We start from the raw sequence: 25740 nt of genomic DNA, 5'->3' as shown, positions 1-25740 counted from the left end.
TCGTTCCCCTGGTATGCGAGTTTCGTGGCTGAAAGGTTCGGGCGGTATGGGTGATGCGAGCGGTCTCGGGGGCTTTCGACTGCGTCCCTTGTGATGAAGCTGCAAGGGACTTCGCTCAGGATGACGGAGTTGCGGGGTGGTGATGAAAACGGTTCGTGCTTCGCACGAATGTCCCACCCATGGCCAGAAGCGAGCCATGGATGGGGCACCCAATTTGTGGTGATCAGGCCTGAAGTGGGGGGAGCCCGCGCATCTCGCGGACTTCCGCGATGGTGAGGACTTTGTTCTGGAGGAGCTGGATCTGGATATTGAGCTCCTCGGTCTCGTCGCGGCTTTCGAGGTCGTTGAAGACGAACTCGAACTCGCGCCAACCGAGGCGTTTGGCGAAGAGGTCGCGGGTGATGTGTTCGGCGAAGAGCTTGGCGACGGGGACGATGGCGCTGGCGAAGGCCTCGTCGGCCATCTCGCCGGCGGTGGAGCGGTTCACGTCGCCGGTGAGGCCGAGCAGCATGGGGGGCAGGTCAAAGGCGTTGGCGATGATGCGCAGGAGGAACTCCTGCCAGGCGATGTGAAGGTCGGCGTCGGTGCCTCCGGCGAAGCGTAGGACTTCGGGCTTGTTCTCGCTGCTGAGGATGGGGACGCGCCCGGTGCCTTCGATCTCATCCTGCCACCAGCGGATGAGGCGGTCATGCTGCTCGGGGGTGGCTTCGTTGAGCCAGAGGGCGTACTGGACGACGGTGTTCGAGGCGAGGCGGCCGGCGTAGCGGTTGGCACTCAGAAACTGATTTACCGTCTCGAAGGCCACCTCAAGGCGGCCAAGGCCGAAGGGGGTGTGGCTGCGGGGGTTGAGGCGGATGTACATCAGTTCGTCGTCCAGTAAAGGGATTAAAGCGTCCGTGCCGATCCGTCCGGTCTGCTGGGCGTAGCGCGGCTGGGTGGGGTCGCCCTTCCAGGCGGGGTCGACTTGGATTGTGGCTCCGTCTACGGGGTAAAGGTGGAAGGGTGCCTCGGGATCGCCGGTGGTCTCCATCTCGATGGCTCCGAAGCCGCCGACGAGCGTGTCCTCGATGACCTGTTCGAAGAGGGTGCGGAAGCTGTCGGAGGAGTTGGGCTCTTCGAGGGCGCGGCGGAGGGCTTTGAGCTTCGAGTCGGCGTCGGGGATCTCGGCGGTTGTATGGCCGCGACGGACGCGGATCTGCCAATCCATGCTGGCGATCTTGTCCTTGACGAGGTTGATGGCGCGGCGGGCTACCGGGGTCTCGGCGAAGCGGCGGAGGTTGGCGGGAGTGGGCTTGATGAGGGCGGGTTGGCCGTTTGCGCCGGGGCGGAGAGGGCTAAGAATCGAGGGTAGAAGGGCGGTCTTGCGTGCGCCTTCGGTCGTGGCTGCGGCATGGAGTCCGGTGAGACGGCACCAGGTGGATTTGAGTGCGGAACGGAGGTTCATAACAGGCTCCTGTGGAATGGAAGTCGGATTTGCAGCAAAGAAAGAGGCACAGCCTTGTGAGCTGTGCCGATAGAATCTCGAAGCGTTAGGTAGGGCCCTTGGCCCTATAAGCGAAGTTCGCTACGGGCTCGTTCGGCGGCTGCGACGAGGTTGTTCATCGTGAGGACTCGTATCCCTGCCGACTCCATCGTGAAGACACCGAAGAGGTAAAGTTCTGCTGCCTCGTCGCCGAAGTCGTCGGCGTTCGTCTTTTCCCCACTCTCCGCAGAAAGAGAGCGAAGAGGTTCAACGACGGCGGCAAGATCGAATTCCAGGCCGGTCGGATTACGACCCGTATCGACGCATCGCTTTTTATGCAATCGAACTGCGCCTTCGCGTAGTTGCGGCGCAGAAAACGCCAGGCCCTTGGCGCTCTCGACATCTCTTTCCAGAGACACGGCATGAAAGATGCGAATGGCATCTTCGCGGTCGGTTGCGGCTTGTCTTTCTCTATTGGGGACCTCGATACTATAACCGCAATCGAGCTTCATAGGGTCTCCGGGACGAGTGTACTGCGCAGCAGGGATGCGTTTCTGCATCTGATTCCATGCCCCGGTCTTCTCGAACGCAGTACGCATAGCCGCGACGATGGCGGATCGCCCGGTGCGTTCGCGGGTGACCTGGCGTTCCTTGAGGGACTCGACGTGGAGACGCATCAGCTGATCCAGTGTGACCTGAAGGTTTTCCACCAGACATGCCTGAGGCACTGAGATCTGAATCGAGTTTGAGCACGAGTCGAGGAGAGTAGCGAGTATCCGCCTCGGGTATAGGACTTCAACAGGTTGCAGTGCCTCGTCTTTCAAGCGGACAAGTATCTCGGCTTCAAGCGACTCGAGCATGGCAATATTCGCATCGGGATATAGACCTCGTACGCGGGACCAGTTCCGAGTGAAGAGGAGGCGCGATGCGGCGGCTCTGCCAGGCTCAGTCCCGACTTCACGGAGCAGGACGCCGATGTTGACGAACTCTCCCTTGACCACGTCGGGGACGTAGCGGATGAGGAAGAACTCGCAGGGGATGCGGGGGGTCGCAGGCAAAAATGCTCCTTTCTTCGAAGTTGCCAGATGTTCGTTGCCAGATCTTAGTGTTGAGCTTGCAGTTTTGGGTCCGAATGCGGTTTACATGATGTAGTCCTTACTGGCGGCGGCTTTCATGAAGTTTGGCGGTACGGCGATGCTGGCCGAGGGTGTCCAGAGCGGGAAAGGGACGCGCTCGGTGTCCCGGAATGAGGTGATGAGCTCGCGGATTCGGGAACGGCGGTTGAGGAGCTGCTCCATCAAACGTTCTATGGTGGATGTGTCGCCGCCGTACCACTCGGGCGGGACGGATTCGGAGATGGTCCAGAGGGTCTCGGGGGCCATCTGTTCGAAGCGCTCGAGCCAGGGGGAGAAGCTCTCCCATCCGGTGACCTTCTCGTAGACGGTGTTGCGGGCGTAGACACCACGCAGCGGAGAGTCGGGGAAGGTCCAGTCGCCGGCGTTGAAGCAGAAGCCCTGGTCGATGAAGGTGGCACTGTATTTCTTTCCGCGAGGCTTACGGCTGAAGACCGCCTGCCTTCCGTTGCAGTTGCCCGTCCACTTGTCGAGGGCGAGGATGCCGGCGAACTCTTTCAGGTTGAGGACCTCTTCGAGCTGCGGTTCGGGGAGGTAGTCGACGGTCTCTCCGGGAACGAGACCGCCGATGAATTGTGAGCCGAAGTGCAGCCCGGGAAGGCAGCGCTCGCGGCGGCCGCGGCCAAAGTCAACCTCGAGGTCGATGGAGTTGGCGGCGAGCCAGGGGGTGACCTCGATGACATCGGATTTTGGGACTGTGAGGCCCGCTGCTTCGGCAAGGCGGGAGACGATGATCTCATTGGCCAGGACGCGAAGGTGCTGCGGGTTGTTCTGGAACTTCACGACCCAAAGGTTGCCGTCTGCCCCGAGCATGAGCTGGCTCTGGGCACCGCCGCGCATTCTTCGGATTGCCTGGACGGCGAGGACGGCCAAGGGTTTTCCTTTCGATTGAAGTCCAAGGCTAATGCTCTTGGTTGTTTGGAGCAACGGCAAGAGCAAATGCGGGGATACTTCGCTTAGGATGACGGCGAAGGTCAGACAACGGCAAGATCAACAGTAGATCCTCCGCCTGTGGCGAAGGATGACAAGCTTTTTGTGGGGACTGACAGCTCATAACTGACAACGCCCTCAGCATACGGCATGGCATTCGTTTACTTTCCGGCAAGGAGCTCGCGGCGGACGGACTGGGCTACGGCCATGGCCATGAAGCAGTCGTCGTGGGAGCCACTAGCTGCTCCGGTGCGGCCGTTGGCGAAGGCGACGAAGGTGCGGCACTCGGCGAGCAGGCGGCTGCTGAGGAAGATGCCCGGCGACTCGGCGAGGATCGCGCCCATGCGGCTGACCATCAGCGGCTTCGTGGCGGTATTGGTCGGCCAGCCGGGTTCGCCTGCGTTTGCGTAGAGGTTCGTGTAGCTTTCCACCGATTGCAGGTGGGCTAGAACCCCGGAGCCGTGGTTGTTGCGTTCCACGGCGATGACGGCGTGGTTGTACTCGCGGGCGAGCTCGGCGGCTGCGCGGGCGAGGTCGATCGTCTTGAGGCGTTCCTGGAGCTCGGCGCACTGCAGGCCGGACTCGAGGTCGATCACCTGGACTGCGGCGAAGTCGCCGTCCGTGCCGCCACCGGCGGTGTCTACGCCGACGATGTACTTTCCGCCTGGGAGTGGCGGCAGCCAGAGGTGCAGCGCGCCTCCGCGTCGCGTATTGGGCGGCGGGCCAAGCTCGGCGAGGCGGGTGTCGATGGCGTCAATGTCGAAGCAGCAGTCTCCAGTGGCGCGGAAGCAGGTCTCCGGGTCTTCGGTATACTCCTGCGAGCGGAGCCGTTGGTAGCTGGCCTCGAGGCCGCGGCGAAAGCCGATCTGCTCCGGGGTGAGGCTGTGCCGGGCCATCAGCTCCGTCTCCTCCGGTGTGGGGTCGGCGACCGGAGAGCCGGTGTAGGCCTCCTCCAGCCACCAGGGGAAGAAGTGGCGGACGGATGCGCCAGAGAGCACTCGGCGCTGATCGCTGTCGAGGTTGCCGGGATCGATGGATTTGATCCATTCCTCGTAGAAGCATCCATAGGCGCCGTTGGGTGTTGATTCGAGGACGCACTCGCCGCCGGGGGCGAGCGCGGCGCGGAGGCCGGCGAGAGTGGCGGCGGCGTTGCCGGTCCAGCGTGCCACCTCGCTGCAGTGGAGGTTCTGCATACTGAGACCGCGTCCCGCGTTTGGATCAGAGGCGGACAAGACGCGGAACTCGCTGTCGAGCGCGGGGAAACGCATGCCGCCAACATTGGCGACGCTGCGCTTGAGAGCACCTTCGCGCAGCTCTTCGTCCAGGCCCTCCCAGAACTTCTGGACGATTTTGAAGATGGCTTCTGCGGCGTCACGGGTCTGGGCGACCAGCACGGTGAGGGTGCCGCGCGAAGTGATCGTCTTCAGGAAGAACCGGCCTGCGATCCAGGTGGTGATGCCCATCTGGCGGGCCTTGAGAACGATGTTGCCGGCGGCGCGGTTCTCTTCATAGGCTCGCTGCGCGGCGTTGGCGGTGAGAGGGCGCTTTGCGCCGAATCGGTCGCGGATGTGGAGCAGTTCGTGGGCGAGGAAGATGAATGGGGGCCTGTTGTCGCCCTGGATCGTCGGGTGGTTGAGAAGCTCGCCCATCTGCAGCAGGCAGCCGATGTCGGAGTACTCGACCGGTCTTTGAGTTCGAGTGGGCGGTGAGATGGGGGACCTCCTTTCTAAGTGGGCGGGAGTGGTTCGTGCTTCGCACGAATGTCCCACCCAGGACCAGAGGCATGTCATGGATGGGGCACCCGGCTCTGTTGCTGAAAGGCTCGGGCGGTTGTGGTACTGCGAGCGGTTAAGCAGGTCCTTCGACTGCGGCGTGTGCGATGAAGCTGCACTCGCCTTCGCTCAGGATGACGAGGGTAATTTCTCAGGTCGGTCTAGTTCAATTGCTGCCAGAATTCGCCGGCGGAGGTGTTGGAGGTCAGTGCGCCCTTGAAGTCTTTGCAGCTGTTGTTGGGGACGGTGAGTGTGGTGGTGCCGGTGGTGTTGTTGAAGGGTGAGTCGGAAGGTGCAGCGATGGTCAACGTGTTCGATCCCGAGGACGAGTTGTTGCAGCGGCGAATGACGCGGTTGGTGTATCCGATGGCAGATGGCAGGGTGTCGGTGATGGCGTTGCTTGCGGTGTTGAAGACCTTGCAGCCGTCTGCAGCCACCGATGTGTACGTTGCGGTGGTGACTACGTTGGGGTCGCAGTTCAGCAGGGTCGAGCCGGTGACCTGGTCGATGGCGTGGCTGGCCATGGGAGCGATGACGCTGGACTGACCCGTGGCGGTGAGGTGGGTGGTGTCGCCCTGGTAGTAGGTGGCGTTGCTGTACGCTCCATCCGCCCCGACGAGGGGGTTGCCGGCGAAGTCAGCGAGGGCGTCGCAGGAGTTGAGGGCCTGGGCGCGGAGGATCGGGTTTACGGCGTCCTTGTCGGCGGTGTCGTTCGAGGTGCCACCTGTGGCGCGGGAGATGACGGTTGCGGCGATGGTCTTGAAGCCGAAGGTGTGCATGATGGAGCACTCCTGCAGAATGGCATCGACCGTTTGCTGAGCGGTGCGGCCTTTGGTGACGACGTCGTTGGTGCCGTTCCAGATGAAGGAGACGTTGGACTTCGCGTTCGGAGCGTAGGCCAGCTTCTCGCGGGAGGGAAGAAGGCTCATGTTGACGTTCGAGCCGATGTTCCCGATACCGTAGTTGACGATGTTGTAGCCGATATTCGTGGAGAGGACGCCGGAGGTGCAGAAGGGGGTGACGCCGTTGCCGTTGGTGAGAGAGTCGCCGGTGCAGACGAGTTGCGGGGTGATGGTGGGGGTGTAGAAGGGTTGGAAGTTGACGCCCTTCGATTGGGCTAGGGTCTTGGTCAGGCCGGTTGCTGCTGCTGCGTCTTGCGCGGAGAGCTGCGTCGACCAGGCAGTCCAACGGTAAACATTTCCGGTCATATAGGTGTCGTAGCCGGTGGGCGCGCCGCAGACGTTGTAGACGCCGTTCGACTTGCCGAAGGTTGTGGCGCTGCCGGCGACGGTGGGCTGCTGGATGCCGTCGACGTAGTAGGTGTCCTGGGTGGGGTTGCCGCCAGCGACACCCAGGACGACGATCATGACGTGGGTGCCGACGAAGGAGCCGTCCATGGTGCTCTGTTGGCCACCGTTGACGCTGAGATAGGGCTGGTAGCCGTAGTTCTGCGAGCCGGAGTTGAAGCTTAGACCGGCGATGGAGGAGTTCGCCCAGAGCGTGTAGAAGGTCGGATTGGCGGGGCCGTTGTTTCCGCCCGGAGCGCTGAGGGTGTAGACCATCATGATGGTCTTGGCGTTCTGGGTGCCGGCGGTGGTGAAGTACTGGCCAGTGCTTCCGCCGCCTCCAGCGGTGCCGTTGCAGGCCAGACCCTGGCTGGTCCACGTGGGAGCTGCGGGAGCGCTGGGGAAGCTGCCGGTGTTGCCGTTGGGGCTGGAGTCGGCAGGTGCGGTACCTGAGCCGTCGTTGAGCTGGTAGTCGGCGAGGACGGCGGACTGTTGAGGCAGGGTGGCGAAGCTGAAGGCGTTGCAGCTTCCATCGAGGGCGCAGGCGGTGCCGTTGATGGAGATAGAGGCTCCATGGGTAGCGGCTGCGCCTAGGTTTGTGCCGTTGACCTTGAGGCAGGTGATGGCTCCGCTGGGGGCCATGGTGCAGTCGCCGGAGAGTGTCTGCGGGGCGAAGGCGGTGCCACCTGAGTTGCCAATGAGGAGCTGGCCTGCGGCCGGTGCGACGCTGGAGCCGGTCCCGCCACTGGCTGGGGCGATGGGAGTTGTGCTGGTGAGGGTGGTGAAGGCTCCGGTGGAGGGTGTGGTTGCGCCGATGGTTGCGCCGTCGATGGTGCCGGAGGTGATGGCGGCTACCGAGCTGCTGCCTCCGCCTCCTCCGCTGGTTCCCGCGGGTACGGACCAGCTACCGTCTTCGCGGAGATAGCGGGTAGTGCCGGCTGTTGCGCCCGGATCTGGCACAGCGCCGATAGCGTGTGATGCTCCGCTTGCTCCGAAGAGCGGCAGGCGGGCGGCGGCGAAGGTGCCAGCGGTGATGCTGGAGGCGGCCAGGCCGGAGATGTTGGTTGCGTTGAGATTGGTGGCGTTGATGTTGGTCGCGGTGAAGCCGCTGGGGGCGAAGCTGAAGCCGGTTCCGCGCACGCTCATGGTGAAGGTGCTGGACTGCGGGGCCCACTGCATGGTGTCGGTGCCGACGCTGCTCTGGAGCTCGAAGAGGTTGAACGGGCTGTTCCACTTGGTGCAGCCGTGAGAGTTGCAGTTGACGTCGAAGAGGCTGGTCTCGCCGCCCTGAAGGACCATGGTGCGCTTCCAGACGCCGGTGGCCTCGTAAGCGGCATCAGGCGCGTTGTGGGTGCCACCGTTGCCGATGTAGTTGGAGGCGGGTGTGGTGTTGTTGATCGTCCAGCCCTGCAGTCCGGGGCCGTTGTTGCCCTGGTAGGTGACGCCTGCGCGGGTCAGGGTGGTGGGGCGCGGTGTGGTTTGGGTGATGTAGGAGATGTCGGCGGCGAGCTGCTGCTGGAAGAAGTGGGGCTCTTCTACGGAGTCGCCGGTGGCCCAGGCGGCGTTGTTGGGGGCGAGGGTCATGGCTCCGTCTACCGCCTTGGTAGACGCGTTGTAGACGCTCAGGACCTCGGCCATGGGATAGAGGGCGAAGCCTCCGGTGACGACCACGATGGTGCCGCCGGTGCTGGTGCTGTTGGCTCCGGACTGGTTGTAGGTGAGCGAGTTGGCGGCGATGGAGGTGACGGAGAAGATGCCGTTGTAGCTGGAGTCGCCCACGCCGGAGATGGTGACTGGCAGACCGTTGAGGTCGAGCGGAAGATTGCTCGTCGTGGTGAGGGTGACGAGGTTGCCGAAACGGGTGAGGTTGGCGATGGAGAGGTTGACGTTGAGATAGGCGCTGGTGGTGTTCGATTGGCCGACGACGGCAGAGGTTGTTCCCGCGTAGTACAGTCCGTTCGCCGAGTAAGAACCTACGACGGGGAAGACCTGCCGGATGCCGTTCGCGGTGTCGACCGTCTGCTCGAGGCCATATCCGCAGAGGCCGCCGATGGCGATGGTCGAGAGCGCGGCGTGGGCCTTCTTGAAGGCGATGCGTATGTGGACGGCGTCGGTGACGGTGTAGGTGGCCATCTCGTAGTTCGAAGGGAGGACGCCGCTAACCTGGTCGGCGATGCAGGCGAGGCCGGAGGTCGCAGGAGCAGACGCGGTGTTGGTGGCGTAGCCGGAGGGCGTTCCCGAGGTGGCGATGATGAAAGTGACAGCGCCGGGGGCGATGTCGTTGGTCTGCGAGACGATAGCCTGGCCGGTGGAGAAGAAGGTGCTGAGCGGGAAGGTGGTCCCGCTGAAGGTGGCGGACGCATGGGGTGATCCGACGCTGCCTCCGGTGAGGGTGCCTGAGGAGATGACTTTGGCGGGGTTCATGTTGATGAGGAAGCGGCCGTCGCCCTGGGTGCCGGTGCCTGCGGTGGGCGTGATGTTGATCGCCGTGGACCCTGTGGAGCAGCCGGAGGCGCAGGTGCCATCGAAGACCTGTGGATCTTCGAGGACCTGGATGTCCTGGGGTGGGTGCCTTCGTCTGCTTCATCGCGGAAGCCGCCCGAGGAGACGAGGTACTGGGAGCCGATGAGGCAGTCGCCGACGCCGTAGCAGTCGATGAGGCGAGGCTCGAGGACGTGTTGGCCCTGGGTGTTGTAGTTGCCATTGACGACGAGGGCGCTGTAGCCGCTCTTGAAGTATGGGACGGTGGTGTCGATGGTTTTGGGATATAGGTTGGAGCCGCCGACAGGGGCTTTGTCGGAGACGAAGAGTCCGGCCGATGTGGGACTCTGGGTTCCGTTGAGCTGGAAGAGTGCTGCACCGCTGCGGGTGGAGACGACGTCAATCGACTGGCCGTACTCGAGGCCCGGGGACTGGTAGTTTTCGGGGTTGATGTAGCTGTCCCAGCGACCGCCTTTGCGGGTGTCTTCAACATGGGTCTGGCTGGGCCACTGGATGGGGCGAAGGACTTCGTTGGCGGCGTAGCTGGGGTCGGCTTTGACCTCGCAGCCGCTGGTGCAGTCGGAGCTGGCGGTGGCGTTGGTTACTCCATTGGCAAGACCGGAGGTGGCGTACTGCGAGGCGTATTCGGCCCCGTTGAGGCGATTGACGGAGAGGTTCGTAGCTGTGGGTTGGGTGATGACCTGGCTGGCGGCGGGATGCAGGGCGACGCCACCCGCGCCTCCGCTGACCGAGGCGACGCTGATGTCGACATAGTGTTTGTCGGCGGCCTGGAGGGTCGAGACCGGGTCGGCGGGGAGGAGGAGTGGGCCGGTCATGGTGCCGCCCGCGATGGGGACGTAGGCGGTAGTGCCGGTGGTGGTGCCTCCGGTGACGGCATTGGCGATTGCGGTGTCGACGTAGCTCTTGGTCACGGTCTGCAGGGCCACGCTGGAGGGGAGGACGGTGGACTTGATGGTGGCGATGGTGACCGGCGTGGTGGAGACGGGGACCACCCAGTACTCGCGGCTTACGGTGCCGTCGTCGAGGTGATAGACGGCGGTGTAGTAGCTGCCCATGGGGTTCGAGCCGGCGTTGGGAACGAGGGTGACGGTGAAGACTCCGCTTGTGCTGATGGTGACGGAGGTGTTGCCTGAGGGAACGCTCAAGCCTGTAGAGGTGGTGAAGGCTGGCCAGCTGATGAGGACGGTGCCGGTGGCGGTACTGCCGTCGGCGCGGTAGACGGTGTCGATGAGTTGGGTGGTGGGTAGGGTCGGGGAGCTCTGCGCGGCTGCTACGGTTGCGATCGGAGATGGGTTGCAGCCGGCGAAGAGCGTCGCGAGGAGAAGAAGCTTGATCAGCCAGTGATGTGTGGGCGTGCGTGGCATTTGGTGTCTCCTGAAAGAACTTGGGTGGGGCATGTGTCGATTTAGGCGAAGGCGTACCTCAGCGGCTAAAGCCGCGCCATCAACAAGGCCGGTGGAGTTTTACGTCCCACCCATGCGGTGAAGCTGCATGGATGGGGCACCCGGTCAGCAGTGGCGCGGATAGAGGCGGCTAAAAGGTGCGAGCTGTATGGGTGACGTGAGCGGCGTCGGGGTCCTTCGACTACGTTCGTCGCAAAGAGCGCGACGAACTCCGCTCAGGATGACGGACCTCTTGAGTGGCCCGTGTTCGGTGGCTAGAGGGTGCGCAGGGGGCCGGGTAGGTAGCTGCGGAAGCAAAGGACCGAGGCGCTGTCGTTGGCGTCCGTGACGGGCAGGGCGCGGAAGGCGGCGGCGAGGCGTGTTCGTTCGAGCTGAGTGGCTAGACCGGTTGATGTTGTTGGAAGCGCCGTGGCGATCTCGGAGGCTCCCTGCAGGGGCTGAAGGCGTGGGTAGTGGTAGAGGATGCGGTCGCCCTGCTGGCCGTCGAAGACGAAGAGAGCGGACCACTCCTGGAAGAAGCTGCCGCCCTCGCGGTCGCAGAAGCCGGCGACTCGGCTGATCTGCATACCTGCCGTGGGCGCGCCTGCGAGAAGCGGGCTGCCGAGGGTGAGGATGCCCGAGGCGATGGCCGTGACGCGGCCAACGTTGAGGGTGACGCGGCGGATGAAGCTGACGTCTCCTGCGACTGCGGCGGACGAGGTGACGTAGGCGGCCGCGACGCCACTGCCGACATATCCCGTCTGGCCGGTGTAGTCGAGGTCTACGGCGACGATATCTCCGATGTTGAAGGTCGATGCTGCTGAACCGACGTTGAGGGCGGTGGCGCTCGAGCCGGAGAGTGTGATCGGGACGGCGGTTATAGCGGTGCCTCCCGAGCCGTTTGGATTTGTGCCTATTGCGGTTACAAGTAGATTTAGCTGTTCGGAGGCTGAAGAGACAGCAAGTTGAAGTTTGCCCCAGCTTTCGAAGTCGAGAGACAGGGTGGCTTCGACTTCAGAGCGGACCTGGGTCTGGACGATGGCGGGAGCGCCGGTGCGGAGCTGAGCTATCTTGCTGGCAGACTTGCGAGTGAAGTTGGAGGTCCAGCCTAGATCGATCCATGGGGTTGGTGGAGTGTCGAGGGCGAAGGTGCCTTGCCGGGCGGGATCGAAGAACGTGGGCGTGCCGGTGGCTCGATTGACGGGAGCGAAGTAGGCGCGGAGGCGATTCGACACAGGCGCGGTGGCGGGGACGAGTTGCGAACTCATAGCTCACCCGCTTCCTGATACGCGAAGAGCTGGACGGTGGCGGTGCGTTCGAGGCGTTCGCCGGAGGTCTTAGCGGGCGCGAAGCGTGGGGTGCTCCAGAAGATGTTGGTGGCCATGGCGACGGCGGCCGCTCCGGTGCCCACGACGCCGGAGAAGTTCTTTTTGACGGCGGATTGGGTCTCGGTGAGCAGGGCGGCGGTGAGTTCGCCGTCCATGGCTCCGAGCAGACGGCCGCGGTCCATGCCTCCGCTGCCGGAGGTGCCATCGGTGGCGTAGTTGATCTGGCACTCCATGGCGACGAGCGGCAGGGGGCCGGCGGCGTCGACGGCCATGGCAGTCCAATGGAGGGTGAAGGCGTCGGCGGGCTGGAAGGCGGTGGGGAGTTCGTTCTCCTCGACCAGGATGCCGGGGCGGATCTGGCCGCGAAGGACGATGGTGCGGTCGGGATTGATTGCGGCCAGGCGAGTTCGTAAGGCGACGAAGAAGGAGTCGCGTGCGTCTTGCATGGTGACCTCTTTGGGGGTGGTGCTGAGGTGGATTGGGGCCGGAGATCGTTGGCCGAAAGGTTCGGACGGTATGGGTGATGTGATCTGCGTCGGGGTCCTTCGACTGCGTTTGGCGCAGGTGCGCGCCAAACTCCGCTCAGGATGACGGCTTGTTGAAAGTGCGAACGACGGCTAGGTTCGGAGTGCTTGCGGAGCACGTAACAGCAGGCGATACAAATAGGCCGCGCCGCCAAGTTCGGAATAGTTGGCGGACTCGATGTTGAGCAGGACGCCGTCGATCAGGATTCCGCAGGCTGTGTTGAAGAGCTTGGCTGCGGAGTTGTACTCCTGGCTGCCGATGAGGGCGTTTACCGCGGTTGCGGAGATGAGCAGTTCATACTGCGGGGCGGGGCTCTGGGTGGCGGCAACGGACGATGGGAGCCTGGGCCGGATGCGGCGGTAGATGACTGGGGTGATGGGAAAGTCCTGGAATTGTGGCGTGGAAAGCCCAAGTTGTTCGCCGTCGTCGTTGGGGATGGCGGGGGCGGGGGTGCGTAGGAGAACCTGCCGTCCGCCGACGCCTCGGAGCAGCGTGTCGGCTGCCCGGATTGCTGCTGCATTCACGCTGGCCATGGGGTCACCCGATCCTCTGCGCGAGATAGGGCCGCAGCAATGATTGGATTTGCGGGTCGATGATGCTGGAACTGAAGTACTGCATCTGCATGGTGTCGATTTTGTTGGCGCGGACGTTCATGGCAGGTGTGGCCTGGGCGTTGCGGACGACCTGGGCACAGGCGACCTTTACCGCATCGGGGATGGTGACGAGGCCTGCGGTGTAGGTGAACTCGACCTCGTTGTAGCCGAGGCCGAGGAAGTTGCGAGGGAAGGTGATCTCGCCGGTCTGAGGATTGATGTCGACGGTGGTGGGGTCGAGATCGCTCCAACTGCCAGGGATGCTGAAGGCCCATGCGACCTGCGCGAGGAACGGCTCCTGAAGCTCTCCCCGACGCGGCTGTCCGTAGCGGATGCGTGCGGCAACGAGAGCGGACGTGTTGGGCGCGACGATTGCGAGCGGGTTGTAGCTGGGCACGGCGGTCTGCGAGTTGGCCGTGAGCCGGACGCGTTCTACATATTGCGTCGCGAGCAAGCTGGGTCGGCGGCAGTAGCTCTCCATGAGGGCGGAGGCGGTGGTGATCCAGTCATCAGTGGTATCCGCGGGCAGGCCGAATTGTTCGTACTCTGCGGGCAATAAATAGCCCATGGTGTCCGCCTTTCTGTGCGGTCGAGATGATAGGGGCCGGTGAAGGTACGCCGGCCCCTTGGGGGAAGTCGAGAGCGTTGCTCGTTGTGAGTTGTACGTTGTACGAGGTCGGGGAAGGTATGGGATCCCACCCATGACCAAAAGCGAGTCATGGATGGGGCACCCGAATTGTTCTGGGATCGATGTTCTTCTGCTCCCTATACCCTGTTCCCTACACCCTGCCTTTAGCGGTCTACGAGTATCTGGGCGTGGGCGTAGCTTGCGCCCTTGACGACGAGGCCACCGAACTTCACTACGACGTGCTGCGAGGCCAGCGAGCCCGGCGTTCCGAGCTGGAAGACGCGCGGGTTTGGTTCGCTGAGCCAGTGGTACTCGATGAGGTCCTCGGTGACGATGTAGGCGGGGAGGACGGCAGTGCCGGAGCCGGGCGTGCCGGTGTAGGAGAGCGTCCACTCGGGGATGAGCGGGAGATCGCCTGCCTGGGTGGAGAGCGTCTTGACCGTGAAGCCTCCCTGGACAGTGGTGGTGTTGAGCACCACGTTGAACTCCGTCTTCATCTCGCGATCGATGAGGTCGAGCAGGACGGGGTTCGCATAAATTGCTGTAGGCCGGACGCCAAAGGAGCTGTTCGCCACCATTTGGGCGACCTGCGCCTTGATGCCGTCGACGATGCTGGCCGAGGTGCCGATGGTGGTGGTCTGTCCGCCGGCGACGATCTGGCCTACCGCTCCGTAGTACTGGGTGGTGGTCGGCGAGGTGAGGCTGGTGTCGTTGCCGTTCCAGAGTGCGAGGTCATGGGTGCGGAGGACGCCTTCGACGGTGTCGGTCAGGTCCTTGGCCTGGAGGTAGGCGAACTGGCTCTGCTGCTGGCCGAGTTCGATGTCGAAGAGGTTGTAGTTGATCTGTGCGACGAGGGCCTTCAGGGGGACGCTGCGCTCGACGCGGGTGGGGGTGACGAGCGGAGCGACGATGTTGCGCGGGTCGACAAAGCCGCCTGCGGCGGTAGGCGCTGGGATGGCCGTCTCTTCGAAGTAGCGCGACGGATGGCCGGTTGCGGGGACCTGCTTGATGCGCTGGCCGAAGACGCCGCGGCGGCGGACGATATCGGTGATCTCGGTCTGGTACATGGGGACTTCGATGGCTCCGGGTCCGATGTAGTCGGCGGCGGCGTAGAGGTCGGCAAACTTAGCGTTCATGCGTGGATCCTTTCGGGACAGGGTTGGAGAGGCAAAGGGAAAGGGCCCGGATGTCCGGGCCCTGCGCTTGTTACGGAGTCGAGTGGTAGAGCGGCTGGGTTGACGTTTTACGTTCCCACCCATGGCCAAGTGCGAGCCATGGATGGGGCACCCGATCCTTGGCGGACGATTTAGATGAGGCCGGCGCGGAGGAGCTGCGATTTGACGGCGATGCGCTGCTCGAGACTGAGGCTGGTGAGGGCGGCGTCAATTGCGCCGGGCTCGGCGGGTGCCCCGTCGTGGCGTGCGGCGAGGCTGACGGGCAGCGTGCGGCGGCCATTGCTCGTCGAGGCGGAGGCGCGGAGCTCTGCGATTGCCTTCTCGGCGTCGGCGAGGCGCTGCGCGAGTTCGGACTCGCGCGGGCTTTCGACGGTTGCGACGATGGGGCCGATGGCCTCACCGGCGGCAGCGGCGATGCGCGGTACGGCCTGCTCGATCGCCTCAACGGCGATGGCTAGGCGTGTGGTCAACTGGTCAATCGTAAGTTCTGCGTTTTCTTGCATCGATCCTCCTTGGGATTCGAACTCGGTGATATCGGGTGTTGCTAGGAGCCAGCTGGCAGGCCCTGCACGTTGAGGATTCCGACAACGGCGGAGATGACGCTCTTGATATAGTCGGTGTCGGCGTTGATGCCGGCCTTTTCCAGCAATGACGTGACGGCATCTCCGGCGAGCAGCAAGACCTCGGCGAGCTTCTGAGTCCCCGTTCCCTTGGAGACGCCCGCGGCGGCATACTTCTGCTCGACCATGAGGACCGCGTTCTGGATGAGGGTGGTGGCTGCGGCTGCGGCGGTCATCTCGGGGGCGATTGTCGGGAAGAGCAGAGCGGTTAGCTTCTCGGCGGGAAGGGCGTACTTCATGGCCCAGGAGAAGCCCTTGGTGAAGTCCTTTCCAATGGTTTCCAACACTCCAATGAAGCTCATTGGTTTTCCTTTCGGGTGGTGCGGTTCGTTGGTTGAAAGGGCCGAACGGTCGAGGTGGCGCAAGCCTCTTCGGGGTCCTTCGACCGCGTTTGGCGCAAGTGCGCGCCAAACTCCGCTCAGGATGACGGGTCTAGAGTGGGTGACTAGACGGCGCGGGCCATGCGTGGCGACCGGCAGAGCCGGAAGCTGGTGGCGCGGTAGGCCGCCTTGTCGCGGAGCAGGATAGCCGCGCCGGTGAAGGTCGCCCGGGTGAGCGTCCAGAGCTGGGCGCGCATGTCGGCGACATGGGCGTCGGCCAGCTCGTAGCTCATGCCCATGGACGGTTCGGCCCCTGCTGAGCCTTCGATCTTCCGCTCCATCTCGGGGAAGTCGCGGGCGAAGAGGTAGCCGGAGACGGTGAGGCGGGTGCCATCGACCTGGGCTGCGGTGATGATGCCGCACTTCTGGCGGGCGTCGTGGCCGTCCCATCCGGCCTTGTAGTCGACGGCCATGCCGAGCAGGCTGGGCAGAGCTGCCTCCGCTGCGGCGCGCGTCAGGATGACGCGATGTCCACGGGCTCCGCTGGGGGCGCGGTCGCTGGGGACGTCGACCAGAGTGAGGACGCCTTCGAAGGGCAGCCGGTTGGGATGTCCGTGGACGACGGGGAACTCCACTGCCATGGCGTGGAGTTGCATGGCCTGGCTGGGCAGCGGGCGGGTATCCGGAGATGTATGGCCGGTGCGGCTTCCACAGATTCTTCGATCGGTATTCCTCAGTGTGGTGTTCCTTAGTAAGGCGTTTACTGGTGCGGCGTTCGTTGGTGCGGCGACCCGTTCCGTTGCCATCTGGCTCATCACCCTCTCCTGTCTCGGTTCGGTTTCTATTGGCTTGTTCTTGCTCACTTGCAGGATTCGCGTTCGGCTGCGAGTTTGGCGTCGCGGGAGGCGATCATCTTCGCTTCGTGCTCCTTCATGTTGTTGAGCAGCCTTTGGGCGAAGCTCTTGCCCTTGCGCTTCACGGACGCCGGAATGGGGCGTAGATCGAAGCCGCCGAACTTCGCCAGATGATTGAAGTGCGAGACGCTGCCGCCCTTCGCCTGGGCGACGAAGGTGACGATGATATCCGGCAAGGATTTAGCCACTGCTTTACGCGTGTAGTTACGGCATTGACCCGGGCTCGGGGACTTTTTGTCTGTGGCCTTGCTCGTCTGAGTTGCAGATTCCGGGTCGACAGGTTGATCGTGACCGGCTGGTTTGCGATCACTCTTGCCGCTAGGCATCCTTGTTTCCTCCTTCCGTGGGGATTGAGGGTTGAAAGTGAGGCCGGCAAGCGTCAGCCTGCGGCGTTAAATGCAAACGGGAGAGTGGCCCGAAGGCACTCTCCCGTTCATTTCTCACTTACATCTTTAGAATACCAACTGCAGTGCATCCTTTGGGCAAAAATCTTTTTCTTTCAACTTGTTGAAATGAAGCTAGTTGCGGTCGAGAAAGAAGAGGCCCCCTCTTGACAAGATTTTGTCAGGAGCAGGAAAACGGCTCAAGCAGCCTTACTTCGAGCAGAATCCCGGTCAAACGGTTCATGGCGTCGTTGTACTTCCTCATAATGGTGCGGCGAGTGAACTGGAGCATCTGGGCTGCCTCCTCCTGGGTGAACTGCTGCAAGGCTATACGCCGGATCAGCCATTGCTGATCGGTGTCGAGCCGATTGATGCAGGACTCCATGTCGTGAATAAAGATGCAGTTGTCCTCAAAGCTACGCACCTGGTACGAGGTCACATTGCCCGGGAAGATCTCCTTTCCAAGCAGCGAGGGCACCCTGCCCGCCTCCATCGACATGGAGACGTACCTGCGCAGCATGCCTTCGGTGTATTTGCGATAGAAGGCAAGCTCGGCGGCCGGGCGGGAGTGCGGGCGAGGTGGACCGGCGGCGGCCTCCAGAGCCACCCGAGGAACGAGTATCGGGATGGGGTCGGGCTGATGCGCGCAGGCCTGCAACCTTGGCAAGAACAGCGGGGCGGCGCTCATGCGGCACCTCCCGCAGGACGCGAGGCTGAGGCGACAAAGGGTCGCTTCAGGCTATCGCGTTGAACGCGGCAGCGGATGCGCGTGGCCCTTTCGCTAGCCGTGCGGATGCGATGGTTTCTGCACTTCCCCGGGTTGGGTTTAGGGAACTCCGCCAGCGTTGTGGCGCAGCCGCGACAGTAAACACCGTCGGCTGCGCCGGTCCGGAGCCAAAGTACCCCACATCCTTCACAAATTTTTAAATAAAGGCGCGAATCGTTCATTTTTGTCCTCTCCTACGTTTTTCCGGACCGGTCCCGTGTATTTTTCAATGGTCGGAAGGAACCGCCCGGCTTGCTGTGAAGCGAGCAGAGACCATGCGTCGCGTCGTGGCGGCGCGCTGGCCGGAGCTGCGCTTGTTGATGAGCGACTTCTCCAGTAAACGGATGTTGCTTTCACAGAGGGAAAGGGAACTAGGGCCCAGCAGCAGAGCAAAGGTGCAGAAGGACGGCATCTCCTTCCGGCTGATTGGCCTGGAAGGTGTCGTCATTAGCCAGCAGAAAGTTTTTGAGTTATAGCTATTGGCAAATCAAAAGTCAAGCACTTATTTCAAAATGGGAATATATTAATAAAATCGCAGTCAGAGCAGTCGCGATTTGGTTGCAGAATGCAATGATTTGGGCGATCATGCTTGAATTTACTTCTTGCAGGCATTGTGAGGAACTCCCAAGGAATGAACTTTCAGGATCTTCACGAGTTTCTGCGTCTCGAACTTGTTCGCCGAATCGAGGAAGGCGGCCTCACGGGTACACGGATTGCTCAGCAATCTGGGTTTAAACAGGGCCATCTGTCCAATTTTCTAAATCGCAAGCGGGCGCTCTCGCTCGATGGCCTGGATCGGGTGTTGGCGTCGCAGGGTCTGACCGTCGAGGATATTTTGCCGGTGCACGTCTCAGCGGAAGGCACTTTGGCGGTGATGGACAACGGTTTGGCGTCAGGTCCCGCAGAGGTTGAACAGGTGGCGATGGTACCTCTGGTATCCATGTCGGCGGCAGCGGAGGAGACCCAGATTCGCCCCGCCAGCGTGATCGAGGAGATTCCGGTAACGGCGGCGCGGCTTTCGGATCAGAGGGAGCGAGCATCGCGACGGGTGGCGGGATGGCAGAGGTTTGTGGCGGTGCGGTGCGATAGCCAGCAGGCAGCAGCGATGGAGTCGGTGCTGGCGGCGGCGAGCGTTGCGGTGATCGACCGGCACTATAACTCGCTTGCTCCGTATCACGCGGATGAGCCGACGCTGCTTGCGGTCCGATATGGGGCGGGAATCCTTCTGCGGTATGCGGAGTTCGACGATGGGCGCCTGATTCTGCGGCCGGCGGCGATCTCCTGCCCGGTGCAGTTGCTGTCGGTCTCGGAAGACCGGTTGCCTTCGGATTATGTGGTGGGCCGGGTGTGCATGATCTTTCACGGGCTTTGAACGGTGGCCCGGTTGGTAGACTGGAAACATGCTTGGTCGCCTGTACGAGAAGTGGATGTTTGCCTGGGAGACCGCGCTTACAACGAGAGATACGAACCGGATTGTGAGGCCGTTGGAGTGGGGCTTCGATTGGCTGGGGGAGTTCGCGCCTGAAACTGCTGCGGGAGTGAACGATCTGGAGCGGATGATCGCGGCGAACGAAGATATTGTTGCTCGATCCGACGAGTTCTTCAGCTACAAAACGCCTACGGACTTCCGGCTAGAAGAGCGGCATCCGCTGCTGTTTCCGACGAATGTAAGGCCGGAGACGCTGGCCGAAGAGGCGGAGATGCGGCGGCGAGCGGCGACGGGTGAGACGCCAAAGGTAGAGTTTCTGCGGTTTACGTCGCCAGTGGCTTCGAAGTATCCCGAGAACGATGTGGTGAATGCGCGCTGGTATCCGGCGGCGGCTTCGGCGAAGAAGGGCAGGCCGAAGCAGGCGATGATCGTGATGCCGCAGTGGAACGCGGACGCGTTCAGCCACAATGCGCTGTGTACGCTGTTCAACCGGTCGGGGATCTCGGCGCTGCGGTTGTCGAAGCCGTATCACGATATCCGGCGGCCGGCGGAGCTGGAGCGGTCGGACTATGCGGTGAGTTCGAATATCGGCAGAACGGCAGCGGCGTGCCAGCAGGCGGTCGTGGATATTCGGAGTTGCCTGGATTGGCTGGAGTCGCAGGGATATGAAGACTTTGGCGTGCTGGGGACGAGCCTGGGCTCCTGCTACGCGTTTATCGCAGCGGCGCACGATCCGAGGCTGAAAGTTTGTGCCTTCAACCACGCTTCAACGAACTTTGGCGATGTGGTGTGGACAGGGCAGAGCACGCGGCACATTCGGGCGGCGTTCGAGCAGGCAGGGTTATCGCGGGAGGACGTGAGCCAGGTCTTCAAGGCGGTCAGTCCATCGTTTTACATGGAGAAGTTCGCGGCGCATCCGAAGCGGGTGCTGGTGGTGCATGCCACGTACGATCTAACGTTCTTGCGGGAGTTTTCGCTGGAGGTGCTGGCGAGCTTCAAGAAGCACAGCGTGGATTTCGTCTCAAAGGTGCTGCCTTGCGGGCACTACACGACAGGCGAGACGCCGTACAAGTTTCTGGACGGCTGGTACCTGGGCACGTTCGTGCACCGGGCATTTCGTAAACTTCACTCCGTCGGCTGAGTTCCGATCTGGGTTCCAAGCAGGGAGGACTCCATCTGAAGGTCTTCCGGGTCCGAGTAGGTGGGACGCGCTGTGATGAACGAGGGGACGAGAATAACTCCGAGGACAGCGGATGCGATCAAGATCATTTCCTGGCTCATGACAGGCCCTTTCGGTGAAGGCAGTAGAGATTCAGTTCAACCTCAGTGATGATGATTCAGGTTCCTTTCGGCTGCCATAACACTTTCGTCGAATAGCTGTGACCGGTTGGGGTATTCGTCTTGCTGCGGAGCGTAAAATCCTCGTATGCCCTTTGACTTTTCGCAGACACTTTTAGCCTCTGATCCTGAGGTCGCGCAGCAGGTAAAAAACGAGATCTCCCGCCAGCACGAAGGCCTGGAGATGATTGCCTCGGAGAACTTCGTGAGCCGCGCCGTGTTGGAGGCGGTTGGGACAGTCTTCACCAACAAGTACGCCGAGGGGTATCCGGGCAAGCGGTACTACGGCGGATGCGAGTTTGCCGACGTGGTGGAGAACCTGGCGCGCGACCGGGCGAAGGAGATCTTCGGCGCGGACCACGCGAATGTGCAGCCGCACTCGGGTTCGCAGGCGAATGCGGCGGTGTGTATGTCGCTGCTGACGCCGGGGGATACGATCCTTGGGTTGGATCTGGCGCATGGCGGGCACCTGACCCATGGGCACAAGCTGAATTTTTCGGGCAAGTTGTATCGCATCGTTGGATATAAGGTTCGGCAGGATACGGAGACGGTCGACTATGACGAGCTTGAAGCGCTCGCGGTGGCCGAGAAGCCGAAGCTGATTATCGGTGGTGGCAGCGCGTATCCGCGGATCTTCGACTTTGCGCGGATGCGCGAGATCGCGGACAAGGTGGGCGCGTACTTCATGGTCGACATGGCGCACTTCGCCGGTCTGGTGGCGGGCGGGGTACATCCTTCGCCGGTACCGCATGCGCACGTGGTGACCACGACGACGCATAAGACTCTGCGGGGGCCGCGCGGCGGCATGATTCTGTGCAAGCAGGAGTTTGCGGCGGGGATCGACCGGAGCGTCTTTCCGGGGCAGCAGGGTGGGCCGCTGGTGCATGTGATCGCAGGTAAGGCTGTCGCGTTCAAAGAAGCGCTACAGCCGGAGTTCGCCGCATATGCCAAGCAGGTTGTGGCGAACGCGAAGGTGCTGGCGGAGGCGGTTGCGGGTGAAGGCTACCGCGTGATCTCGGGCGGCACGGACACGCACGTGATGCTGATCGATGTCTTCCAGAAGGGCATTCTGGGTAGCGAGGCGGAGAATGCTCTTCACGCTGCGGGCATCACCGTGAACAAGAACGCGATTCCTTACGACACGAATCCGCCGATGAAGCCGAGCGGAATTCGCATTGGAACTCCTGCGCTGACCACGCGCGGGATGAAGGAGACGGAGATGAAGGTGGTCGCGGGATGGATTGCTAGGGCGCTTGAAAACCGGTCGTACGAGGGTGCGCTGGCGACGATTCGTGGTGAGGTGCTGGAGATGGCGGAGAAGTTTCCGCTTTACGGCTGGCTAAGGCAATAACCGCTAAGAGCGCCCTGCGCGGGCGGCGGTCACTTCGTGACTTGTATACCGCTTCGCGTGGTGCCACGTTGCTCGCTAAATATATATTGCCGATCAACGGTCGGGCGCCGCGAAGCCCAATACGCGTCACGAAGTGACCGCCCCGCGCGTAGCGGGCCCGTCCGGCAGGAAACATGCTTCAAGTTGCTAAACAGTTTCTGAGAAATGGGAGCATCTCCCAACCGTGCCTGTGATGTAACGTGAAACCCATGACTTCTGAGGCATTCAGATTGCAGCGAGGCACGGTTCGGCGTTTCAAGACGGTGACGGTCGGGGTGATGGCCGGGCTCTGCCTGGTATGCAGCGGGCAGAACATTCCTGCAGACAGCGGCATCCCGGCGAAAGAACTGAAGGGCTTTAGCGCGATCAGCGAGGCGGATCTTCACAAAAATCTGAGCTATATCGCGTCGGACAAGCTGGCGGGGCGGTTGAGCCTTCGGCCTGGGGACGACGCTGCGATCGAGTGGGTGGCCGATCAGTTTGAGAAGGCGGGACTGACGCCGGCGACGGTTGCGCCTGACGGTAAGGCGAGCTATCTGCAGGCGGTGCCGCTGGTCGAGTACAAGCCGGACAGGGCGACGATAAAGGTGACGCTGACACGGGGTGGAGAGGCTACCGTCTTTCAGGCACCGCAGGTAGTTGGCGCATACAAAGATGACGTCGAGCTAAGTGCGCCCGTGGTCTTTGCGGGTTATGGGATCACCGCGCCTGAGCTCGGGTACGACGACTACAAGAGCATCGACGTAAAGGGGAAGATCGTGCTGATCTTCGACCACGAGCCGCAGGAGGATGACCCGAAGTCGATCTTCAACGGCACGGGCAACACTCGGTATGCGACGACGCGAGTGAAGCTGCTGACGGCGCAGGCGCATGGCGCTATTGCGGCGCTGATCGTAGCGGAGCCGAACCGGAAGCACCTGACGAACGCGGAGCGATCAGCGAAGATCTACGTGGGCGGGACGGTGCGGACGACTCCACTGCCGCTGCAGGCTTTGAGAGAAGACGAACTACATATTCCCGGGCTGACGGTTGTCGATGCAGTCGCAGCAAAGCTGTTAGCGACAGCGGGAGCAAGTCCCTCGGAACTGCAGGCGGGGATCGACAGAGACCTGAAGCCGCAGTCGCGACTCCTACCGGATACCTCGGTGTCGCTCCATATGAAGAACCTTTCGCGGGCGTTGGGAACATCATGGAACGTAGCCGGTTTGCTCGAGGGCAGTGATCCGGAGCTTGCAACCGAGACGATTCTGATCTCCGCGCACCACGACCACGACGGAGAGAGCCCGAGGGCAGGTACGGAGCCGGACCTCTATGGCCGGCAGCCGATGGACATCTGGCACGGCGCTGACGATAACGGATCGGGCACGGTAGGCGTGGTCGAGCTGGCACGCGCGTTTGCGATGAATAAGCCGAAGCCGAAGCGGTCGATCCTGTTCGTGGTCTTTGCGAGCGAAGAGCGTGGCCTGCTGGGATCGTACTGGATGGCAGCGCATCCGCTTCGACCGTTGGCGACTACGAAGGCAATGATCAACTTCGACATGATCGGCCGCAATGAGACGGCAAGCCCACAGACCGATGGGCTGATTACTATCCCGCCGGACACGACGAACAGGTTGAACCTGATCGGGGCGCTCTACAGCCCGGACTACGACCAGGTCGTAAAAGAGGAAAACAAAAATATCGGACTGGTGTTAGACGATAGGTTCGACCATGAGAGTGCTCTGAACGTCTTCTTCCGTAGCGACCAGTTTCCATTTGTGCTGAAGGATATTCCGGCGTTCTGGTGGTTTACGGGATTTCATCCGGACTATCACCACACGACGGATACAGCGGACAAGATCAACTATGTAAAGATGGCGAAGATTCTCCGGCTGGCGTATCTGACCGCTTGGCACTTTGGAGATGCAGACGTCGAGCCAACCTTCGTGGCGAACCCCGGGACCACGCAGAACGTGGCAACGCAATAGGCAGTATTGGAGACTCGAAATGACGATGGCTGTGCTGTCCTGGGTGCTGGCTATCCCGCTGCTTGGAGTAATGACGGGCCTCCGCACCATGACTCCGATCGCGGTGATGTGCTGGTTTGCGTACCTGGGCCAAGCGGGCAGCCAGGACCAGGGCGACCTGCCCGTGGCTGGAACCTGGGCGTTCTGGACGGCGAAGCTGGCAACGGTTGTCATCTTTACGCTCTTCGCATTAGGAGAGTATGTAGGCGATAAGCTTCCAAAGACGCCCAATCGCATCGCGCCAGGACCTCTCGGAGCGCGGATCATCTTTGGCGGGCTCGTAGGGGCGATCGCGGCAACGGCGATGGAGGGTTCCGTGATCGAAGGCGTCATTCTTGGCTCTCTTGGCGCCCTTGTAGGGGCGTTCGTGGGGTATCACGTGCGCAAGCATGTAGTGGAGCAGTCGGGCCGGCCGGACTGGAACGTTGCTCTGCTCGAAGATGTGTCGGCGCTGCTGCTGTCCATTCTTGCGCTGGGGATTATCACGGGGTAGCTTGCTTGGACTGCTTCAAGAAGCTTCACTTCTGAGTCCGGTTGCCTCAGCCTGCGTAACGACGGCTGCAGGCCCATACCGTAAACCGTTACGACCTCTTTATAAATTCCGTACTAGGATCGCTTTCGTAGCAAGGTTGTTGGGCCTGCAAGCATGGCCGAGGGACCTTTGAAGCTGTTCTGGAAGTCGATTCTTTCTGCTGTCGTCGCGATGCTGTTGTTTGAAGGCATGGTGACCGCATTCCACCTCCTCAATCTGCCAAGTACCCTGGCTGTCGTTGCGGGTTTGTGCCTGCTGCTGATTCTTGCAGCGGGTGGCGTCTTAGCGTTTCGGTTTATCTGGAGGAGGTTATGAGTATCTTTGGCGAAGTGATGAACCCTGGTTCGAGTGGCGGCGGTGGCCGCAACTTTGAGGACCAGGAGAGGAACGTGGCCCGGCTGATCAAGCTGGCTGGGGTGGGCGTGGTTCTGCTGATTGTGGCGTTTATCTTTTTCAACTACGTTGCGGCGATCACACGGATCGGCGCGGGTTATGTTGGCGTGGAGGTGGTGTTGAGCGGCTCGCAGCGCGGGCCTGCGGAGATTCCGATTCGCACCGGATGGGTCTTCTACAGTCCGTTGAGGTCACAGATCATCGAGTTCCCGACATTTGTGCAGACGGTGAAGTGGACGCGCGATCTGAACGAGGGACGGGCGACGAATGAGCAGATGAGCTTCAACTCGAAGGAAGGGATGGAGATCTACTCGGATGTCTCGCTTAGCTATGCTATTGAGCCAAGGCGTGTGCCGGACTTCTATGTGAAGTACCGGGTGAGCGATCTCGATACCTTCACGCATGGAATTCTGCGCGACGTTGTGCGGAACAGCCTGAACGAGGTGGCTTCGACCTATAGCGTGGAGCAGATCTACGGCGAGCAGAAGGCGGAGTTCCTGGCGAAGGTGCAGGCGCAGATCCAGGCGAAGATGGAGCCGGTCGGCGTGGGCATTCAGCAGTTCGGTTTCATCGGAGCACCGCGTGTGCCGGAGGTGATTGCGGCTGCGATCACGGGCAAGGCACAGGCGATCCAGGATGCTGAGCGTGCTCGTAACGAGCTTGCCAAGACGCAGGCGGAGGCGGCGAAGACAGTCGCCGAAGCTGAAGGCGAGGCCAAGGCTGCCGTGACCCGGGCGAACGGCGAGGCGGAGGCGAACAAGATCCGCCAGACGTCGTTGACGCCGCAGCTTCTGGAACTCAGGAAGATCGAGAACCAGAAGGCCCTGATCGAGCGGTGGAACGGACAGTTGCCGACGGTGCAGACGGGGAATGGCGGTCTGTTGATGGAGCTACCAAAGCAGTAAGCGCAGGTGTCTCCGTAATAGTGGACAT

Annotated in this window: 25 protein-coding genes; 8 read left to right on the top strand and 17 right to left on the bottom strand. The window is 62.0% G+C overall.

Annotated elements, in window-relative coordinates; all coding sequences use genetic code 11:
- Window positions 1-223: 223 nt before the first annotated feature.
- The 16 genes from HDF16_RS09485 to HDF16_RS09410 form a co-directional block, all read right to left on the bottom strand.
- Window positions 224-1444 (bottom strand): phage portal protein, encoded by a 1221-nt coding sequence (locus HDF16_RS09485; RefSeq protein WP_184215828.1) that lies wholly within the window; start codon window positions 1442-1444, stop codon window positions 224-226.
- 104 nt (window positions 1445-1548) lie between these two features.
- The gene (locus HDF16_RS09480; protein WP_184215826.1) at window positions 1549-2520 is read right to left on the bottom strand and encodes a DUF3037 domain-containing protein; all 972 of its coding nucleotides are present in this window, start codon (window positions 2518-2520) and stop codon (window positions 1549-1551) included.
- 81 nt (window positions 2521-2601) lie between these two features.
- Window positions 2602-3468, bottom strand: a complete 867-nt coding sequence (locus HDF16_RS09475) for a HipA family kinase (protein WP_184215824.1) — start codon at window positions 3466-3468, stop codon at window positions 2602-2604.
- Window positions 3469-3686: 218 nt separating this feature from the next.
- Window positions 3687-5174: a terminase gene (locus HDF16_RS09470; protein WP_246408920.1), complete on the bottom strand. Its 1488-nt coding sequence runs from the start codon at window positions 5172-5174 to the stop codon at window positions 3687-3689.
- A gap of 284 nt (window positions 5175-5458) precedes the next feature.
- Window positions 5459-9007, bottom strand: a complete 3549-nt coding sequence (locus HDF16_RS09465; RefSeq protein WP_184215820.1) for an SGNH/GDSL hydrolase family protein — start codon at window positions 9005-9007, stop codon at window positions 5459-5461.
- Entirely contained in the window at window positions 9004-10449 is a 1446-nt protein-coding gene (locus tag HDF16_RS09460) for a hypothetical protein (RefSeq protein WP_184215819.1), read from the bottom strand. Before HDF16_RS09460 ends, HDF16_RS09465 begins: the two co-directional genes overlap by 4 nt.
- A 293-nt stretch (window positions 10450-10742) precedes the next feature.
- Window positions 10743-11735: a hypothetical protein gene (locus HDF16_RS09455; protein ID WP_221312622.1), complete on the bottom strand. Its 993-nt coding sequence runs from the start codon at window positions 11733-11735 to the stop codon at window positions 10743-10745.
- Window positions 11732-12241, bottom strand: coding sequence for a hypothetical protein (locus tag HDF16_RS09450; RefSeq protein WP_184215817.1), 510 nt, complete (start codon window positions 12239-12241; stop codon window positions 11732-11734). The genes HDF16_RS09455 and HDF16_RS09450 overlap by 4 nt, the downstream gene beginning before the upstream one ends.
- Before the next feature lie 171 nt (window positions 12242-12412).
- Window positions 12413-12853: a hypothetical protein gene (locus HDF16_RS09445; RefSeq protein WP_184215815.1), complete on the bottom strand. Its 441-nt coding sequence runs from the start codon at window positions 12851-12853 to the stop codon at window positions 12413-12415.
- 4 nt (window positions 12854-12857) lie between these two features.
- Window positions 12858-13481 carry a hypothetical protein gene (locus HDF16_RS09440; RefSeq protein ID WP_184215813.1) on the bottom strand — a complete coding sequence of 208 codons (624 nt, stop codon included), beginning with the start codon at window positions 13479-13481 and terminating at the stop codon, window positions 12858-12860.
- 224 nt (window positions 13482-13705) lie between these two features.
- Window positions 13706-14677, bottom strand: a complete 972-nt coding sequence (locus HDF16_RS09435) for a hypothetical protein (protein WP_184215811.1) — start codon at window positions 14675-14677, stop codon at window positions 13706-13708.
- A gap of 170 nt (window positions 14678-14847) precedes the next feature.
- A complete protein-coding gene (locus HDF16_RS09430) occupies window positions 14848-15219 on the bottom strand; it encodes a hypothetical protein (protein WP_184215809.1) in 372 nt (123 codons plus the stop codon).
- 41 nt (window positions 15220-15260) lie between these two features.
- A complete protein-coding gene (locus tag HDF16_RS09425) occupies window positions 15261-15638 on the bottom strand; it encodes a hypothetical protein (protein ID WP_184215807.1) in 378 nt (125 codons plus the stop codon).
- Between the two features lie 143 nt (window positions 15639-15781).
- A complete protein-coding gene (locus HDF16_RS09420) occupies window positions 15782-16471 on the bottom strand; it encodes a hypothetical protein (RefSeq protein WP_246408918.1) in 690 nt (229 codons plus the stop codon).
- 44 nt (window positions 16472-16515) lie between these two features.
- Complete coding sequence (locus HDF16_RS09415; protein ID WP_184215805.1) at window positions 16516-16896, bottom strand: hypothetical protein; 381 nt, start codon at window positions 16894-16896, stop codon at window positions 16516-16518.
- A 238-nt stretch (window positions 16897-17134) separates the two neighbouring features.
- Window positions 17135-17641 carry a hypothetical protein gene (locus tag HDF16_RS09410; protein ID WP_184215803.1) on the bottom strand — a complete coding sequence of 169 codons (507 nt, stop codon included), beginning with the start codon at window positions 17639-17641 and terminating at the stop codon, window positions 17135-17137.
- Between the two features lie 353 nt (window positions 17642-17994).
- On the opposite strand from HDF16_RS09410, the gene HDF16_RS09405 reads away from it, so the two are divergent.
- From HDF16_RS09405 to HDF16_RS09395, 3 genes are all read left to right on the top strand, one after another.
- Entirely contained in the window at window positions 17995-18195 is a 201-nt protein-coding gene (locus tag HDF16_RS09405; RefSeq protein WP_184215801.1) for a hypothetical protein, read from the top strand.
- 155 nt (window positions 18196-18350) lie between these two features.
- Entirely contained in the window at window positions 18351-19091 is a 741-nt protein-coding gene (locus tag HDF16_RS09400; protein ID WP_184215799.1) for a hypothetical protein, read from the top strand.
- Window positions 19092-19119: 28 nt separating this feature from the next.
- Entirely contained in the window at window positions 19120-20289 is a 1170-nt protein-coding gene (locus HDF16_RS09395; protein WP_184215797.1) for an alpha/beta hydrolase family protein, read from the top strand.
- On the opposite strand, the gene HDF16_RS09390 is transcribed toward HDF16_RS09395, so the two are convergent.
- Entirely contained in the window at window positions 20274-20417 is a 144-nt protein-coding gene (locus tag HDF16_RS09390; RefSeq protein WP_184215795.1) for a hypothetical protein, read from the bottom strand. The genes HDF16_RS09395 and HDF16_RS09390 overlap by 16 nt on opposite strands.
- A 157-nt stretch (window positions 20418-20574) precedes the next feature.
- Here HDF16_RS09390 and glyA point away from each other — a divergent pair, with 157 nt between their 5' ends.
- The 5 genes from glyA to HDF16_RS09365 all read left to right on the top strand — a co-directional run bounded on the left by glyA (window position 20575) and on the right by HDF16_RS09365 (window position 25712).
- Window positions 20575-21837 carry a serine hydroxymethyltransferase gene (glyA, locus tag HDF16_RS09385; RefSeq protein WP_184215793.1) on the top strand — a complete coding sequence of 421 codons (1263 nt, stop codon included), beginning with the start codon at window positions 20575-20577 and terminating at the stop codon, window positions 21835-21837.
- A gap of 248 nt (window positions 21838-22085) precedes the next feature.
- Complete coding sequence (locus HDF16_RS09380) at window positions 22086-23843, top strand: M20/M25/M40 family metallo-hydrolase (protein WP_246408917.1); 1758 nt, start codon at window positions 22086-22088, stop codon at window positions 23841-23843.
- 19 nt (window positions 23844-23862) lie between these two features.
- Window positions 23863-24375 (top strand): DUF4126 family protein, encoded by a 513-nt coding sequence (locus tag HDF16_RS09375; protein WP_184215792.1) that lies wholly within the window; start codon window positions 23863-23865, stop codon window positions 24373-24375.
- A 168-nt stretch (window positions 24376-24543) separates the two neighbouring features.
- Entirely contained in the window at window positions 24544-24729 is a 186-nt protein-coding gene (locus tag HDF16_RS09370) for a hypothetical protein (RefSeq protein WP_221312621.1), read from the top strand.
- On the top strand, window positions 24726-25712 hold the full coding sequence (locus HDF16_RS09365; protein ID WP_184215788.1) for an SPFH domain-containing protein: 987 nt from the start codon (window positions 24726-24728) through the stop codon (window positions 25710-25712). The genes HDF16_RS09370 and HDF16_RS09365 overlap by 4 nt, the downstream gene beginning before the upstream one ends.
- The last annotated feature ends 28 nt before the right edge of the window (window positions 25713-25740 follow it).

The sequence above is a fragment of the Granulicella aggregans genome, assembly GCF_014203275.1.
GTDB lineage: Bacteria > Acidobacteriota > Terriglobia > Terriglobales > Acidobacteriaceae > Edaphobacter.
The sequence above is the reverse complement of the archived record's forward strand: the minus strand, read 5'-3'. Positions and strand labels throughout refer to the sequence as shown.